The following is a 16,572-nucleotide window of genomic DNA, read 5'->3' as shown; positions in this document are numbered from 1 at the left end:
AAGACCGTGACTGTGTACGCGATCACCAGCCTGACCGGTTTCGGCGCCGACCCGGGCCTGCTCGCGCGCTGGATCCGCGGCCACTGGGGCATCGAGAACCGGTTGCACTGGGTCCGCGACGTCACCTACGACGAGGACCGCTCCGCGGTCCGCACCGGGAGCGGTCCTCAGGTCATGGCCGCCTTCCGCAACCTTGCGATCACCGCCCTGCGGCTATCGGGTGCGACCAACATCGCCGCCGCGCTGCGTCACCACGCCCGCGACACGCTCCGACCGCTGGCCACCTACAAGATCACCTGACGACTTTGCCGGGACCCTGCGCCCCGATCAAGACGAAGATCATCAGGGCGTTGGAAACAGTGATCGCCGTCAGCACCTGCGATCGATCATGCCCCAGGGAGGTTGCATACGTCGGAGAGAACAGGACCAAGAGGTTCTGCGTGAAGAGCGGGCCGACGACGGCCACGATGGAACCCAGCACCTGCCGCGGATACCGAGTGACCACGGTCACGAATGGTGCGCGCGTCGTGCCGCCCGGCGTCGCGGCGACACGAGCGACGAACTTGGGCGCCCCCTTCCACCCCGGGACGGCGGTGCTCTCCTGGCCTCATCTCCCCTTTGGCCAGCGCCTGCCGCTTCCCAGCGGCCAGTCCTGCTCACCCGCTACCGCATCCCATCTGCGGGGCTCGACGATGACGAGGCGTCATCGAGGGTTCACTCACGTTCGCCCGCCCGACCTTCCCCTCACCTGTCGTCCTCGGATGGAGCGAGGACCTCTTCGGCTTGAACCCCGGGCTTCACACCCCACGGTTACCCATGACGCACGCCGGGGCGGGGACAGGCCATCGAGCACTGGCCTGGGACTACACCATCGACATCAGCCGACCTCCCTTGGTTGTCCACTTGACTCGTGCGACCTCGTGTCGCACGGGCGAGTTCATCCCGTTCCTGGCGTTCCCACCGGAGATCAGGAAGATCATCTACACCACGAACGCGGTCGAGAGTCTGAACTCCAGCTTGACGACGCCCACGCCGCGAACCAACCTCGGCGGTCCAAGACTGGCCTTACTAGTACATAGGCAGTCAGCCCTCCGGCACGAGCTCCCGGACCGTCGCCGCCCGCAGTGGGGCGAGCGCCGTGCTCCAGGCGACGACCTGCCCGAGCAGGGTGTCCAGGTTCGGGAGGTTGTACTCACCGGGCCGGAAGACCGTGAAGTCCTCGAACTCGGTGACCAGCGACAGCGCCACCTGCTGCCGAACCGACGCCAGCTGCAGCTCACCGGCGACCACCCGCAGCTGGGTCGTCGCCCGGGTGCCGCCGGACATCCCGTAGGAGACGAACCCGACGGCCTTGTCGTGCCACTCGGCGAAGGGGTAGTCGAGGGCGTTCTTGAGGACACCGGAGGTGCCCCCGTTGTACTCGGGTGTGACGATCACGAACCCGTCGAAGGCGGCGATCGTCCGCGCCCACGCCTTCGTGTGCTCGTTCTGGTAGGTCCCGAAGAAGGGCGGAACGGCCTCGTCGAGATGCGGGAGCGGGTGGTCACGGAGGTCGATGAGCTCGAACTCCGCGTCGTCACGCCGCACGGCGTGCCCGTGGACCCAGCGGGCGACCTGCCCACCCACCCGGTTCGGACGGGTGCTGCCGATGATGATGCCGATCCTGGTCATGTGTGTGCGTCTCCGGTCGTCGGGTTCGCGCGAGGCCACAGGCCCCCGCGGCAGGTCAGGATGCGTCCGAGTCGGCGACCCGGGTCGGGTCCTCCCCGACGCGGACCAGCAGCTTGCCGAGGTTGCGCCCGGTGAGCAGGCCGCGGAACGCCTCGGGAGCGGCCTCCAGGCCCTCCACGATGTCCTCGCGGTAGGTCACGGAGCCGTCGCGGATCCAGCCCGTCATGTCCTCGAGGAACGCGTCGTGGTGGGTCGGGACGAACTCCGCCTGCAAGAACCCGCGGATCAGCAGGCTCCGGCTGAGCACGTGGCGCAGGACCGCGTGCAGGACCGGCCCGTCGGGCGGCGTCGTGGAGTTCGCTCCGGCGACCACGCCGCAGACCGGTACCCGGCCGAAGCGGTTGAGCCGCTCGATCACCGCCTGCCCGACGGCACCGCCGACGTTCTCGAAGTAGACGTCGACGCCGTCGGGCAGCGCCCGGTCGAGGTCCGCCTCGAACGCGGGCGACCGGTGATCCACAGCCGCGTCGAACCCGAAGTCCTCGACCAGGGCCCGGCACTTCCGCGGGCCCCCGGCGATGCCGACGACGCGGGCCCCGTCGATGCGGGCGATCTGCCCGACGGCCGACCCGACCGGCCCGGTCGCCGCGGCCACCGCCACCGTCTCGCCCGGCTGCGGTCGGCCGATCACCCGCAGCCCGGTGTAGGCGGTGAAGCCGGGCATGCCGAGCACCCCGAGCGCGGTCGACACGGGGGCCTGCGCAGGGTCGAGCCTGCGCAGGCCCTCGGCGTCGGCGACCGCGTGGGTCTGCCACCCGGTATAGGCCAGGACCAGGTCACCTGGAGCGAGGGCCACCGAGCGGGACTCGAGCACCTCGCACACCGTGCCGCCCTGCAGCACGTCACCGAGCCGCCACGGTTCGGCGTAGGATGCGGCGTCGTTCATCCGGCCGCGCATGTACGGGTCCAACGACAGGTACACGGTACGCAGCAGGACCTGCCCGTCAGCGGGCGGGTCGAGCTCGGCCATCCCGGTCTCGAAGTCGCTCGCCCGCGGCTCGCCGACCGGGCGGGCGGCGAGTCTGATCTGACGGGATTTCATCGGGTCTCCTCACGCGGGATGCCGGTCACCCGGCGTGGTCAGGCGAACTGGGTCGTGGGTGGCAGGCCGAGCCGCACCCGGCCATAGGCCTCGAACAAGCTCGTGAGGTTGAACCCGGCGTGGATGGTCATCCCCTGCATGTCCTGGCAGATCTGCTGGGGGATGCAGTCCGTGCGGATCGACGAGGCACCGCTCGACCGCGACACCAGCTCCACCGCCTGGCGCGCGATCTCGACGGTGTAGCCCTGCCTGGCCTGCACCGCGTGCCGCTCCTCGAAGCTCAGGTCGCCCCCGTCTACCCCGGCCTGCCACACGGTCCGGGCGATGTCGTACGCCAGTACCGGGCGGAGTCCACCCGCACTGCCGCGGCCGCCACGCACCCGCCATCAGCTCGCCGAGATCGATCACGCGGTCGGCCGGGACGGCGATGTCCGCACCGACCGTGGTGCAACTGCCGGTGCCGCGCATGCCAAAGGTGTGCCAGTCGTCCTCGACGGTCAGCTCGCTCATCGGCACCACGCAGAGCTTGAGCTCCGGACCGTTCGGCCCGGCGAGCCGGGCCACCAGGACGTCCCAGTGGGCGTGCAGACATCCGGTGTTGTACGGCCACCGCCCGGACAGCCAGTAGCCGCCGTCGACCGGGATGAGCTCGGCCGAGGGAGTGAAGCTGCCACTGACCCGGACGTCAGGACGGGCGAAGACGGCCTCCTGCACGGAAGCGGGGAAGTGCCCGACCATCCAGGTGGAGACCAGCCCGGTCGCGGCGACCCAGCCGGTGGCGGCGCAGCCCCGGCCGAGCTGGTGCAGGACCTGGCCGAGGAGCGGCAGCGACGCCTCCCGACCGCCGTGGGCGCGGGGGACCGTCAGCCGGTAGAGGCCCAGCTCGGTCAGGTCTTCGAGAATGTCGTCCAGGATCCGCCGCTCCCGGTCGACCCGGGGGCTGCGCTCGCGCAGACGGGGGACGAGGTCAGCGGCCGCCGATACGATCGCGGTGTCATCGGCGGTGATGGTGGCGGTCACGTGCGCTCCCTGGGGATGCTGGATGTGGACGCTGACCGTTTGGGTGAATGCGTAGTGCGAATGGCGCGTCGAATGGTGAGCTCAAATTCTGTCGCCGCGGAGACCGACCGGAACGCCAGGACCGACCGTCAGCCGACCCAAGACGATCGGCGCAGGATGCGCCGGACACCTGGCGCGACCGCCACCACGCGCCCGACGGCCCGTGGCGTCCGCACGGCGACCCGGCTCAGGACTGCTGCGCGCCCTCGCTCGGATGCACGTGGAACGCCGTGGTCTCCGCCAGCCGGGCGATCCGCTGACCTGCCTCGGTGAGCTCAAGGTGCGCGCGGGTCTCGATCAACCACGCGATGTAGCCCTCCGGGACGTCCTCGTCCGGGCCGTGATGGATCAGGCCCTTGGGCACCCACACCGCGCTGCCGGGGACCGTGAGCGCCCCCAGCGGTCCGGGACCCTTGGCGTAGATGCCGATCTCGTCGTAGTCGGCGTTGTGGTGCACCGGTGGCCTGCCGGTGTCGCGGGCGCCGAGGTAGTAGATCATCGTCTCGGTGGTCGGGTCGACGACGAGGCTCGCGGGCGGCGACGATGCGCCCGGGACAGTCAGGGGTCGGACCGCACCCATGCTGAACCGCTGGACCGCGGGAGCGCCGACGGCCTGCAACACGTGCACCGGGTCCTGCTCGTAGAAGTAGCTCGTCGTCTCGTCGCCGTGGCGCACGATCAGCTCGTGCTCGCCGTCCGGGCGGGCGGGTTCGTCGTAGGGCCGGGGGGTGTCGATGGCGCTCGGGTCCAGCACCGCGGCGTTGCTCGGCTTCAGGTGCAGGGTGCTCTCGGTGGCCACGATCAGCGTCTGCAGGGAGCGGACCCGGGTCAGCCGGAAGGAGACCGAGCGCGAGAGCAGGACGGCGTCCAGTGGATCGAGGTCGAGCACGCCGAAGTCGGTCTCCAGCCGGGCGTGCCCGTCCAGCACGTAGATCAGCTGGTCGTGGTGCACGTCGCGGACCGCGAACGGGGTGTCGTGGTCGCGGTTCCACACCTCAATGCGCACCCGCGGGCCGCGCAGGATCGTCACCGGCAGGTCGCGCGGGTCGGGGGCCTCGGTCAGGGAGTTCCATGGCTCGAGTCTGCGCGGCGCGTAGCTGCCGGAGACCTTCCGGTATGTGGGGGTGTACTGCTGCCTGACCAGCAGCGACGCGGGCCCCTCGAACCCATTGCGGGTGAAAAGGTCGGTGGTGGGCTCAGTGTCGGGCAGACGGGCCTCGGTCATGGCGGTACCGCCTTTCAGCAGGATCGGAGAGTGTCCCGACCTCATCCGCCCAGCTCCGGAAGCGTGCCGCACCGTCGCGGGCGAGGGGTAGGCAACAGGGTCGCGGCCCCTCGACCGGGGCGAGGGACGGACGGGACCGAGCACACGAACGGGAGAGGGGCCGATCCGGATCGTGTCGGAACAGCCGACGGCATGCACGAAAGCGACCATGGCACCTCCTCGTACGACAGTTGTGGCTCGGCTGGGCCAGCAAACCACGAAACATTGCATGCTTCAAGGTCCGGGCGGCGTCGAGAGTCAGTCTGTCCCGAGCTCCTCGCGCCAGATGCCCGTCAGGTGGTCACGACTCAAAGCTCGCACCTCGTCGGCATCCCGGCGGCGCAGCGCATCCATGATCGCCTCGTGTTCCTCGAGCACGTGGGCGCCGTCGAGATGACGGATGCCGGCGGTGCCGGTGAGACGGTCCATGCTGCGGGACATGAGCTCCACGATGATGGCCAGGAACCGGTTCCGCGTGGAGTTGACCAGGATCGAGTGGAAGTCGATCAGGTGGTCGACGGCGGACTCTCCCCGCTCCAGCGCAGCCCTGCTCGCCTCCACGTTGGTCTCGAGCGCGGCGATCTGCTCGTCCGAGATGGTCTCGGCGGCGACCGCATTGATGGCCGGCTCGAGGATGCACTTGGCCCATGCGAACTCCGCGACCGAGGACGGGTCGACGGCGAGCGTGTTCTCGAAGGCCGCTAGCGCTGCGGGCATGGTGTCCTGGGCGACGAAGGGACCCCCGCCGACGCCGCTGCGCACCCGGACCAGGCCCTGCTGGTCGAGGATCAGCAGAGCCTGCCTGATCACCGAGCGGCTCACATCGAAGTGCCGGCTCAGCTCCCGCTCGATCGGCAGGCGCTCCCCTGGACGGTAGGTGCCGCGCAGGATCTCCTCGCGCAGGAGGCGGGCCACGGTCTCGTGGCGACGTTCGGCGGGCCGGACAGGCTGCATGACACGAAGCATAGGCAAACGTCGCAGGGTTCGGTCGTCGAGCCGAGCCACTAATGTCTTGAAACATTCTATCTTTTCTGGTTCGCTCCCTCGAGGGTCCGTCGCGGCGCTCGTGGCCCAGCAGGCCGCGCGGGGCAGGTGACGACGTGACCCACGGTGACCGGTGACATCGACGCACCGGCATGGGCGATGGACGACTGGCGAAGGAGCACACTATGACCACCACCCCACCCCCACTCTGGGACGCCGCGCGCAGGGAGATGGAGGAGTACCAGCTGGCAGCCGGCTTCGAGCTGCAGCCCCGCTGGGACGTTCCGGAGCAGATCGTGCTGCACACCGCGGTCTCGGGCCGTAGCGGCATTGGCGCCACGTCCCTGGAGGAGTACACCGCGGAGGCCGACGCCGTGATCTCCGCGGGCGCGGCGGGGGTGCACCTGGACTACACGTGGGTGCAGGACGCGGCCGGGCGGCGCCTCGACAAGGAGATCACTCCGGTCGACGCCTACCGCAGCGTGCTCGAACCGTTGCGCAAGCGGCACGGCACCGGGTTCGTCAGCGACTGCAACGTGCTCAACGGCTCCACCTTCGACGAGTGCATGGAGCCTGCCCGCGCGGGTCTCGCCGAGCTAGCACCGTGCGCGCCGGGGCACCCCGAGGAGTTCATGATCCCGGCAATCGAGGCCGTGCAGGCCGTCGGAGCGAAGCCGTTCCTGGCCATCCACAGCTCCGGTGAGATCGAGCTGACCAAGCGCAAGCTCGTCGACTCCGGGGTGCTGAAGCTGCCCGCGTACTGGGGAATCCTCTACGGGCTCCCGTTCAACAGCGGCCGCACCCTTGTGTCGGGCACCTACCTGCCGAACGCCAGGGACATGGCCCTGCACCTGTTCATGATGGTCGACCAGATCCGCCGGATCGACCCCGAGGGCCCGATCCTGGTCTGCGCGGCCGGTCGCGCCTCGCTGTACATGACCACGATGGCCACCATGCTGGGGCTGCACATCCGGGTAGGCACCGAGGACACCGTCTGGAAGTACCCGAACAGCGACGAGAGGCTCTCGGGGAACCTGGAAATGCTGGAGATGGCCAAGCAGATCGCCGAGCTCCACGGCAGGCGGCCCGCCACCGCGGACGAGTACCGCAAGCTGCTCGGCATCCCCACCCCCGTCCTGCCGTGACCAGCGCCGGCGTGCACGCGGAGCCCGGGCCGGTCGAGGATTCCGCGATGGGTGCGTTCGCGCGGTGGTGCGCCGGCCGCGGCGCCCCCGTACCCGCCGACGGGACCGACTACCACGCGTTGTGGCGCTGGTCGGTGGACGACCTCGCGGGGTTCTGGTCGGCGGTGCGCGACTTCTACCGCGTCCCGACGGCCGGGACCGCGGCGGCGGTGGTGACCGGTTCCATGCCGCAGGCGCGCTGGTTCGACGGGACCCGGCTGAACTACGTCGAGTCGGTCTTCCGGGACCGCCCACCCGAGGGCGCCGCCCTGATCGGCGTCGGCGAGGATGCCGAGGACCGGGTGCTCTCGTGGGCGGAGCTCGCCGAGCAGGTCGCCGCCGTCGCCGCCACACTGCGCGCGGAGGGGGTCACCCGCGGGGACCGGGTCGTCGGGTACCTGCCCGACGTCGTCGAGGCGGTGGTGGCGTTCCTGGCCTGCGCGGGCATCGGCGCGATCTGGTCGAGCTGCGGGCAGGACTACTCGCCGGACGCGGCGGCGAGCCGGTTCGCCCAGCTGCGACCAACCGTGCTGGTGACCGCGGACGGCTACCGGTTCGCCGGGCGGGACCGGGACCGGCGGGAGGAGGTCGCCCGGCTCGTGGCGCAGCTGCCCACGCTCCGCGCCGTGTACCTGGTGCCACGCCTGGGCAGCGGACCGGTCGAGGGGTGTCTGCCCTGGTCGGCGGCCGTGGCGCCGCGGGCGGAGCCCGCCTGGGAGCGGGTGCCGTTCGACCACCCGCTCTGGGTGCTGTTCTCCTCCGGCACCACCGGCACGCCGAAGGGCATCGTGCACGGGCACGGGGGCGTGCTCCTGGAGCACCTCAAGTCCATCGGCCTGCACGTCGACCTCGGGCCCACGGACCGGTTCGCCTGGTACACCACACCGAGCTGGATGGTGTGGAACTACCGGAACTCGGCGCTACTGCTCGGGACGACCGTGGTCTGCTACGACGGCTCCGCCACCTCCCCCTCGCCGGACCGGCTGTGGGCGCTGGCAGCCCGGCTGGGGATCACCTTCCTGGGTGCGAGCCCGGGGTACCTGGCGGCGTCGGAGTCCGCCGGGCTCCTCCCGGGCACCGACCACGACCTCGGCGCACTGCGGACCGTCGGGTCCTCCGGCGCACCGCTGCCCGCAGGCGCCTACGACTGGGCCGCCGACCACGTCGGGAAGCACGTCGAGGTGCAGTCCTCCAGCGGCGGCACCGACGTGGTGAGCGCCTTCGCGGGCGGTGCACCGCTGCTGCCGGTGGTTCCCGGTGAGCTCTCCGGGCCGTGTCTCGGCGTTGCCCTCGACGCGTGGGACGCCGACGGGCGGCCGGTCCGCGGCGAGACCGGCGAGCTGGTCGTCACCCGGCCGATGCCGTCAATGCCGCTGCACTTCTGGGACGACCACGACGGGAGCCGCTACCGGGAGACCTACTTCTCCACCTACCCGGGGGCGTGGCGACACGGGGACTGGATCACCATCACCGACCACGGCTCAGTCCTGGTCAGCGGCCGCTCGGACTCCACCCTCAACCGGCACGGGGTCCGCATAGGTAGCGCCGAGATCTACCATGCGGTCGAGGCACTTCCCACGGTGGCCGAAGCACTCGTGGTCGGCGCCGAGCAGTCGGGCGGGGAGTACTGGATGCCGCTGTTTGTCCGGCTCGCGGGCGACGCGACGCTGACCGAGGACCTGGCGGAGGAGATCCGCAGCGCGATCAGGGAGAAGGCCTCACCCCGACACGTCCCGGACGACATCGTCGCGGTCGACGCCGTCCCGCACACGATCACCGGCAAGAAGCTGGAAGTCCCGGTGAAGCGAATCCTCCAGGGCGTCGAGGTCGCCCGGGCGGCCGACCCCGGGGCCGTCGACGCCCCCGCTCTCCTGGAGCGCTTCGCCCGCTACCGCACCGAACGGTCCGAACGCGCCGGACGCGTTCGGGAGCACCACGTCAGAACGACGTAGTCAGGGAGTAGCTGTGAGCATCGACATTCCCGCCACCGACGTCGCGGATGTCATCGACCGGATGGTCGCCGGCATCGAGAACGGCGACATGGACGAGCTGCGCGCCTGTTTCGCCCCCGACGCTCTCGTCTGGCATAACGACGACGAGGTCGATCAGAATCTTGACACCGTCGTGAAGATGTTGGGCGGGCTGTGCGCGGCCTCCACCCGCCGCACCTACGAGCAGCGCCGCACGTCCGTGGTGGGCCGGGTGGCCTTCCAACAGCACGTGCTCACCGCCGACCTGCTCTCCGGGAGGACGCTGCGACTGCCCGCGATGATGCGACTCGAGATCGGCGCCGACGGGCTGATCCGGCGCCTCGAGGAGTACTACGACTCGCGCGCGACCGACGTGCTGGCCAGCGCCGCGGGCTGAGGCTCCGGTCCGGCACACGTCGTGGCCATCGGCGCACCCGCGCGTACGTCCGGCCCGGTCCGGGATGGGTGAGCGCGAGCGCGGCGGGACGAGCGTTGCTCCGCCTGGGGTTGGAACATCGAATGTTTACTGCTTTACTTCGTCCGGACGCAGGTGGCCGATGACACGGGGAGGCGCCGATGCGCGACCGATCTTGAGCACGGCGGGTCCACCACGGCCGTCGAGTACTGCGCACAGCCGTGCCCGGCCCGGCACCTGCGAGAACCTCGCGGCCCCTTCCGACCGAGCCGCATCCCTCCCCTCATCGGCGCCGGGTTTCGTCGCCGACACCGCGCCGGCCGGTCCGCGACCGCAGCCCCGAGCCCCGAGCCCCGAGCCCCGAGCCCCGAGCCCCGAGGGGAGCGTGTCACCGCACGACCCCGGGTGCGGCCTCCTCCACCGACCACGGCCGACCTCCCGGTTCGGGAGGCCGGCGACCCTACAACGACTGGAGTGCAGTGTCATCGAACGTCCGTCGCGGAGTCATCCCGCGCTCGCCGACCGGAATCTCCGAGCACGTCGACGAGATCTATACCCAGCAGGGCTTCTTCGGCCAGTGGGTCCACATGTTCCGGTCGCGCAACGTGGGGTTCCCGGCGACCTGGTCGAGCGATGATGTGATGTACAACGGGGTCGACACGAACGAGCTGACCCCGGCGGACCTGACCGACCCAGAGGGATCCTCGACGCCGCTGCTGTACGGCGATGGCATTGCCATCTCGTTCTCACGTCGGGCCCAGCCGATGCCCTTCACCGAGGTGAACGCGGACTTCCACCAGATCCGGTTCTACCATCGCGGGGAGCACCTGCTCGAGACCGAGCTCGGCCGGCTCGAGGTGGAGGCCGGCGACTTCGTCGTCGTCCCCAAGGGCCTGGCCTACCGCGACTCCCCCCGGCGCACCGAGGGGAACGCGGTGCTGATCTTCGAGACCCTGGAGCCGGTCGTCCCCGCCGAAGAGCTGTGGGACGGGGTGGGGTTCACCAGCTTCTTCACCGACTTCTCCGCGATGAAGCTCCCCGAGCCCGTCGGCCAGATCGACAACGTCGAGACCGAGGTGCGGCTCAAGTTCCGGGGTGAGGTCCACCGGCTTACCTACGACTTCGACCCGTGCTCCGACGTCGTCGGCTGGATGGGCGACCCAGTCATGTTCAGCCTCAACGTCTGGGACATCCCGGGGCTCGGCTCCTCGCACGGCTTCCTGCCCCCGCCCGCCGCGGCTGTGCTGATGAGCCAGGACAAGTCGTTCTTCTTCAACGTGATGAGCCCGAAACCGTGGCCCAGCGCACCAGAGCCGAACGGGAGCATCGGGGCGCCCGCACACCTCAACGACTACGACGAGGTCTGGTTCAACCACGTCGCCGACGCGGCACCGCACACGGACGGACACCTCTGGCGACTGCCGCCCTCGATCCCCCACCCGGGCATCAAGCGGCCTCCGTTCACCCCCGACGGGCCGGTCGAGCGCCCGCAAGAGCTTAAGCTCAACTTCGACTGCCGTTCGACGCTCACCTGGACCGAGGCCGGGCGCAAGGCCCTCATGCCCGATCCGCAGATCGGGCTCTACACCAGCCTCGCCGGCACCCACATCGGTGTCGTGCCGGACGAGGCCGTCGGGTATGCGGCAGGACGGTCCCACAGTTGACATCGGCCGCGACAGCACAGCCGATGCGGGGCCGGGCCCTCGACCGCGTGTTCCCGCCGGGACTCGCGACCACCCCGGAGCCGGTGCCCGCTCGTCATCGGATAGTGCCGTGAACGACCCCAGCCCCACGATCCTGGTGATCGGTGCCAGTGGCCGGACCGGCTGGCGCATCTGTCGCGGCCTGCTCGACCGGGGGGTCCCGGTCCGGGGCCTGACCCACTCCGACGACGGCGCGGGCCGCCTGTCCGCGCTGGGGGTGCGTGACGTCGTCCGGGCCGACCTCCTCGATCCGGCGACGCTGCCGCCGGCGTTCGAGGGGGTCGACCACGTCATGCTCGTCACCCGGTCGATCGGCGATCCCACCCCGGAGATCAACGCCGTCGGCGCCGCGGTGGGCGCCGGGGTGCGGCGGGTCGTCAAGCTCTCCAGCGACATCCTCTACCGGACCTGGGACGACGTCGACGAGCACGAACGGGCGCAGCCGCCCAACCCCGTCGCGGCGCTGCACGGTCCCTCCGAGGACCACATCCGGGCCTCCGGTGTGGAGCACGTCCTGCTGCGCTCCACCTGGTTCGCAGGCATCGACGAGAACCCGCTGTTCGGCCCTGGGATCAACGCGGGAGGCCTCGTCTGGCCCCTGGGATCGTCCGGCCTTGCGCTGGTCCATCCCGACGACGTGGCCGAGACCGCCGTGCACCACCTGCTGGTGCCCGAGGTGCAGGAACCGACCCTGCGCCTGACCGGCCCGCGAGAGATCGGTGCGGAGGAGATCGCCGCGGGGTTCGGCGCGCTCCGCGGCAGCCCGGTCGAGGTCCGGCCCGTGTCGTTCGACGCGTACGGGGCGTGGCTGGAGGCGGTCGCCGGGATGCCGAGGAGCGCCGCTCGCATCATCGAGCCGTACGCGGAGCCCCCCAGGGTCCCGCTCTCCGACGCGATCGAGCGGGCTCTCGGTCGACCGGCCAGGACGTTCGCGGACTACCTGAACGAGCAGGGCGGGCACGTCCCGCCACGCTCCTGAGAAAGGACAGTAACCGATCATGACGTGGGACCTGCAGACACTCAGCGACCGGGCCGAGATACTCGAACTGCGTTCCCGCTACGCCCGCGCGCTCGACGAACGGGACTGGGACCTGATGCGCACCGTGTTCGCCAAGGACGCCTCCGCGGACTTCGCGCTGGGGACGCCGTTCGACGGGATCGACGAGATCATCCGAGGCTGTCGCTCGCAGATGGACAGCCTCGACCACACCCAGCACTTCCTGGGCAACCACGAGATCACGGTCGACGGGGACCGGGCCAGCGGGCGGCACAAGCTGATCGGCGGCGCCTTCCTGCAGAAGGCCACGGGTACGCCGTCCGCGGCGCTGCACGGCGACTACGTCGACGAGTACGTCCGCACCGAGGAGGGCTGGAGGATCTCCCGGCGGCAGCTGACGATCACCTGGGGCGAGGGGAACGTCGGGATCCTCAGCCAGCAGCACAGCTGAGATCCGACACGGACGAGCGCAACCGAGAGGACGCCGCAACAATGACGTTGACCCTCCAGACACTCAGTGACCGGACCGAGATACTCGAACTGCGTTCCCGCTACGCCCGCGCCCTCGACGAGCAGGACTGGGACCTGATGCGCACGGTGTTCGCCGAGGACGGCTACGCCGACTTCTCCTTCGGTCGGCCGTGCGAGGGGATCGAGGAGATCCTGCACGGCTGCCGGTCGATCATGGAGCACCTCGACCACACCCAGCACCTGCTCGGCAACCACGAGATCACCGTGGACGGAGACCGGGCGAGCGGGCGGCACAAGCTGATCGGCGGCGCCTACCTCACCACCGCCGCCGGAGCCCCCTCGCTGTGCGAGCACGGTGAGTACGTCGACGAGTACGTTCGGACCGCAGACGGATGGCGCATCTCCCGGCTGGTGTTCTCGATGACCTGGAGCGAGGGGAACATGGGGATCCTCGGCGCCGGGATCGAGGCCTTGAAGGCGACGGTGTCGTGAGCGGCGCGCCCCCGCCGGTCTCGATCGCCGAACTGGACGCGCGCCTGCAGATCGCGACCGCGATGGACAGCTACGCGATCGGGCTGGACGGACGCGACCTCGATCGTTTCCTGGACGCGTGGCACGAGGACGCGGTGTGGGACGTGGACCACCCGCCGGCGCGCTGCGCGGGCCACGCCGAGATCGCGGAGTACGCCCGGGAGTCGTGGACCGGCTTCCGTGTGGTCAACCACATCACGACCAACCACATCGTCGAGTTCGAGAACGGCGACGTCGAGGGCGGCGAGCAAGCCTCCGGTGTCGGCCACGCCGCCGCGATCCTGGTGTCGGCGGACGGCCTGTACATCACCGCCGCGGCCATCTTCCACGACCGGTACCAGCGCCGAGCGGGCCGGTGGCGGATCAGCTACCGCAAGGTCGCCCTGAATCACTGGACCGAGCACCCCCAGGCGAACGTGCGCGTGCACGTCGGCGACGTGACCGGGTGACGTCCGGGTGGTGTGGACCCGCCCCGACGGCGGGCCGCGCCGCCCGGCCGGCCCAACCCCTGCAACACGGTGTGACACTAATCGAGGAGACAAACGCGATGGCGAGACTGAGCGGCAAGCGCGTCCTGATCACCGGGACGTCAAGTGGGCAGGGCGAGGCGGCGCAGCGGCGCTTCGCCGAGGAGGGCGCCCGGGTGGTGGGATGCAGCCTCCAGGAGGGCGCCGCGGAGAAGACCGCCGCGCTCCTGCAGGACGAGGGCTACGACGCGCAGGGCAGCACCGTCGATCTCACCGACCCGGTCGCCGCACGCGCCTGGGTCGAGCGCGCCGCGGAGACCCTCGGCGGGATCGACGTCCTGTACAACAACGCCGCCGGGTTCGCGTTCGCCCCGTTCACCGACATGACGATCGACCTGTTCCGGCAGGTCCTGCGTGACGAGGTCGAGATCGTCTTCAACACGACTAACCCCGTGTGGAAGCTGATGATCGAGGCCGGCGCCGGATCCGTCATCAACACCGCGTCGTACGGGGCGGTGCGCGGGGTGGCCCGGTTCGGGGTCGCCGCCCATTCCGCGGCCAAGGGGGCCGTGCTGGCCCTGACCACCGCCCTCGCCGCCGAGGGCGCGGCCAGCAACGTCCGGGTCAACGCGATCTCGCCGGGCTTCGTCGACACCCCGGCCACCGCGGCGGCGATGAACGCCGAGGCGCGCGACTGGCAGCTCTCCAAGCACCTCATCCAACGCCCGGGGCGACCCGAGGAGATCGCCGCGTTCGCGGTCTACCTCGCGTCCGACGAGTCGGAATGGGTCACCGGCCAGAACTTCTCGATCGACGGGGGCGTGACCGCCGGCTTCCGCTGACCGGCCCGACTACGACGACACCCGAGCACGCAGCCCCAGAGAATCGAGTGGATCTATGTCACAGGATGTGAGTGTTCTCGAATGTCTCCGCGCGGTGGAGGAGATCAAGATCCTCAAGGCGCGCTACTTCCGCTACGCCGACACGAAGCGGATGGACCTCTTCCGCGACCTCTTCGTCCCGGGCGCGACCGCGCTCTTCCACGACATTCACACCGAGGCGAAGCCCATCGACGAGGTTCTCGGCACGCTCGAGAAGGTGGTCGAGCAGTGCACGACCATCCACCGGGGATTCATGCCGGAGATCGAGATCCTCGGCCCCAAGGAGGCCAGGGGCGTCTGGGCGATGGAGGATCAGTTGCACTGGACGACTCCCTCGCCCGACGGGGTGTCGCACATGATCGGCTACGGGCACTACTACGAGACTTACCGTCTCCACCAGGACTCCTGGAGAATCAGCACTCTCGAGCTGACCCGTCTGAGGCTGGAGATCCTCACCGAGCCGAGAGACCTCACCACCAGACCGCCGTTGGAAGCCCACCTGCAGGCCGAGCGAGGGCCATCATCGGTGTGAACCCTGGTGTCGGGCCCGGTCGCCACAGCCGGGCCGCGCTGCTCCCGGTGGGTCGGCGTCGCGACGGTCGCGTCCGGGGTGTGACCACGAGCCGGGTGTGCTCCTTCTCCACGACCACGCCGTCGCCGGGCGAGTCGGCGCCGCGCGGGACGACGAGGATCCGCAGGTCCGGCCGTCGAGACCCGTCCACCCGCGCCGTCGATCAGCCGGGTCCGTAACGCCTCCCGAGTCGTCCCGAAGCGAGCCCGCATTTCCCGGACCCAGACTCCCGGCGCTCTCGAGGCGCCTCCCTGTGCTTCAAGTCGACTCGCCACCCCCTCGAACAGGCGCCGAGGGTCGCCCAGTATCCCGACACGGCCGGGATGTTGACGCCGGAGCGCGAGGGCGTCGGTGCTGACCTGGACGACGACGGCGTCGCCGAAGTCCGGCAGGGGGAGGGTCGCCTCGGTCAGCTCGACCCCGGCGAGGACGACGACGTCGGCGGAATCCAGTGCCCAAGGCGAGGACCCCAGCCTGCCGACGAACCGGGGATGCGTGTTCGGGAACCCGAGGTCGGCCCCTTTGGCCTCGGACATCACGGTGGCGTCGACGAGGTCGGCGACACGTCCCAGGGCCGCGACCGCCCCGTACCTCGGGACCTCGCCCCCTGCGACGAGGACCACGTTCTAGTTGTACTCCAGCTGGACTTCGTGATCTTGCTAGCCGGGACGCCTGGGAACGTGGAACGGCCACCGCGTGATGATCATCAGCTGTGTCGACATCAGAAGATCTCGCGGTGGCCGCGGGTCACAGCGTAGAGGCCGGTGTGTGGCCGGTAGTGGAAGGTCAACTCCTCGATCGGATCGCTGGCCGGTTCCCGCGGGTCGAGACCCGGCAACGCTTCACCCGGTTCCTGCGCGGGATGCTCGCGCAGCTGCCACGCAAGACCTGCTGGAGCATCGCTGAGCACGCCGGCGAACCCAGTCCGGACGGGATGCAGCACCTGCTCCGGGGTCAGGGTCCCGGCAAAGTCGTCAGGTGATCTTGTAGGTGGCCAGCGGTCGGAGCGTGTCGCGGGCGTGGTGACGCAGCGCGGCGGCGATGTTGGTCGCACCCGATAGCCGCAGGGCGGTGATCGCAAGGTTGCGGAAGGCGGCCATGACCTGAGGACCGCTCCCGGTGCGGACCGCGGAGCGGTCCTCGTCGTAGGTGACGTCGCGGACCCAGTGCAACCGGTTCTCGATGCCCCAGTGGCCGCGGATCCAGCGCGCGAGCAGGCCCGGGTCGGCGTCGAAACCGGTCAGGCTGGTGATCGCGTACACAGTCACGGTCTTCCACCGTCCGCCCGGTCGCAGCGGGCGA

Annotated in this window: 17 protein-coding genes and 4 pseudogenes; 13 read left to right on the top strand and 8 right to left on the bottom strand. The window is 70.1% G+C overall.

What is annotated here, in order from left to right; genetic code table 11:
* A pseudogene (locus BM093_RS38270) lies at positions 1-300 on the top strand (ISAs1 family transposase); the annotation flags it as partial.
* On the opposite strand, the gene BM093_RS32100 reads toward BM093_RS38270, so the two are convergent.
* The gene (locus BM093_RS32100) at positions 293-481 is read right to left on the bottom strand and encodes a hypothetical protein (RefSeq protein WP_143105652.1); all 189 of its coding nucleotides are present in this window, start codon (positions 479-481) and stop codon (positions 293-295) included. The pseudogene BM093_RS38270 and the gene BM093_RS32100 overlap by 8 nt on opposite strands.
* Positions 482-936: 455 nt before the next feature.
* Here BM093_RS32100 and BM093_RS35565 point away from each other — a divergent pair.
* Positions 937-1,020: pseudogene (locus BM093_RS35565) on the top strand (transposase); the annotation flags it as partial.
* Between the two features lie 63 nt (positions 1,021-1,083).
* Here the strand turns inward: BM093_RS35565 and BM093_RS32095 are convergent.
* From BM093_RS32095 to BM093_RS32065, 5 genes are all read right to left on the bottom strand, one after another.
* Positions 1,084-1,671 (bottom strand): NADPH-dependent FMN reductase, encoded by a 588-nt coding sequence (locus tag BM093_RS32095; RefSeq protein WP_093356264.1) that lies wholly within the window; start codon positions 1,669-1,671, stop codon positions 1,084-1,086.
* Between the two features lie 55 nt (positions 1,672-1,726).
* Positions 1,727-2,773 (bottom strand): NADP-dependent oxidoreductase, encoded by a 1,047-nt coding sequence (locus BM093_RS32090; protein WP_093356260.1) that lies wholly within the window; start codon positions 2,771-2,773, stop codon positions 1,727-1,729.
* Between the two features lie 9 nt (positions 2,774-2,782).
* Entirely contained in the window at positions 2,783-3,793 is a 1,011-nt protein-coding gene (locus tag BM093_RS36365) for an acyl-CoA dehydrogenase family protein (protein WP_177238835.1), read from the bottom strand.
* 226 nt (positions 3,794-4,019) lie between these two features.
* Complete coding sequence (locus tag BM093_RS32070) at positions 4,020-5,057, bottom strand: hypothetical protein (protein WP_093356244.1); 1,038 nt, start codon at positions 5,055-5,057, stop codon at positions 4,020-4,022.
* A gap of 297 nt (positions 5,058-5,354) precedes the next feature.
* Complete coding sequence (locus BM093_RS32065) at positions 5,355-6,050, bottom strand: FadR/GntR family transcriptional regulator (protein WP_177238834.1); 696 nt, start codon at positions 6,048-6,050, stop codon at positions 5,355-5,357.
* Between the two features lie 215 nt (positions 6,051-6,265).
* Here BM093_RS32065 and BM093_RS32060 point away from each other — a divergent pair, with 215 nt between their 5' ends.
* From BM093_RS32060 to BM093_RS37685, 10 genes are all read left to right on the top strand, one after another.
* Positions 6,266-7,225, top strand: a complete 960-nt coding sequence (locus tag BM093_RS32060) for a 3-keto-5-aminohexanoate cleavage protein (protein WP_093356235.1) — start codon at positions 6,266-6,268, stop codon at positions 7,223-7,225.
* Complete coding sequence (locus BM093_RS32055) at positions 7,222-9,216, top strand: acetoacetate--CoA ligase (RefSeq protein WP_218163029.1); 1,995 nt, start codon at positions 7,222-7,224, stop codon at positions 9,214-9,216. The genes BM093_RS32060 and BM093_RS32055 overlap by 4 nt, the downstream gene beginning before the upstream one ends.
* Before the next feature lie 13 nt (positions 9,217-9,229).
* A complete protein-coding gene (locus tag BM093_RS32050) occupies positions 9,230-9,631 on the top strand; it encodes a nuclear transport factor 2 family protein (RefSeq protein WP_093356231.1) in 402 nt (133 codons plus the stop codon).
* Positions 9,632-10,128: 497 nt separating this feature from the next.
* On the top strand, positions 10,129-11,313 hold the full coding sequence (locus tag BM093_RS32045; RefSeq protein ID WP_093356226.1) for a homogentisate 1,2-dioxygenase: 1,185 nt from the start codon (positions 10,129-10,131) through the stop codon (positions 11,311-11,313).
* 109 nt (positions 11,314-11,422) lie between these two features.
* Positions 11,423-12,331: an SDR family oxidoreductase gene (locus tag BM093_RS32040; RefSeq protein ID WP_177238833.1), complete on the top strand. Its 909-nt coding sequence runs from the start codon at positions 11,423-11,425 to the stop codon at positions 12,329-12,331.
* 19 nt (positions 12,332-12,350) lie between these two features.
* Positions 12,351-12,800, top strand: coding sequence for a nuclear transport factor 2 family protein (locus BM093_RS32035; protein WP_093356218.1), 450 nt, complete (start codon positions 12,351-12,353; stop codon positions 12,798-12,800).
* Positions 12,801-12,841: 41 nt separating this feature from the next.
* A complete protein-coding gene (locus BM093_RS32030) occupies positions 12,842-13,312 on the top strand; it encodes a nuclear transport factor 2 family protein (protein WP_093356215.1) in 471 nt (156 codons plus the stop codon).
* Positions 13,309-13,800, top strand: a complete 492-nt coding sequence (locus tag BM093_RS32025; protein WP_177238832.1) for a nuclear transport factor 2 family protein — start codon at positions 13,309-13,311, stop codon at positions 13,798-13,800. The genes BM093_RS32030 and BM093_RS32025 overlap by 4 nt, the downstream gene beginning before the upstream one ends.
* A gap of 98 nt (positions 13,801-13,898) precedes the next feature.
* A complete protein-coding gene (locus BM093_RS32020; protein WP_093356213.1) occupies positions 13,899-14,660 on the top strand; it encodes an SDR family NAD(P)-dependent oxidoreductase in 762 nt (253 codons plus the stop codon).
* Between the two features lie 94 nt (positions 14,661-14,754).
* Positions 14,755-15,231, top strand: coding sequence for a nuclear transport factor 2 family protein (locus BM093_RS37685; protein WP_245773944.1), 477 nt, complete (start codon positions 14,755-14,757; stop codon positions 15,229-15,231).
* A gap of 335 nt (positions 15,232-15,566) precedes the next feature.
* On the opposite strand, the pseudogene BM093_RS38505 reads toward BM093_RS37685, so the two are convergent.
* Positions 15,567-15,893 (bottom strand): annotated as a pseudogene (locus BM093_RS38505) (hypothetical protein); the annotation flags it as partial.
* A 155-nt stretch (positions 15,894-16,048) separates the two neighbouring features.
* On the opposite strand from BM093_RS38505, the pseudogene BM093_RS38500 reads away from it, so the two are divergent.
* Positions 16,049-16,219: pseudogene (locus BM093_RS38500) on the top strand (IS701 family transposase); the annotation flags it as partial.
* A 25-nt stretch (positions 16,220-16,244) separates the two neighbouring features.
* On the opposite strand, the gene BM093_RS32005 reads toward BM093_RS38500, so the two are convergent.
* The coding region (locus BM093_RS32005; protein ID WP_143105649.1) for a transposase at positions 16,245-16,572 on the bottom strand (328 nt) is incomplete at its 5' end.

The organism is Pseudonocardia ammonioxydans (genome assembly GCF_900115005.1).
GTDB classification, from domain to species: Bacteria; Actinomycetota; Actinomycetes; order Mycobacteriales; family Pseudonocardiaceae; genus Pseudonocardia; species Pseudonocardia ammonioxydans.
This window is presented reverse-complemented; position numbering and strand designations above follow the sequence as displayed.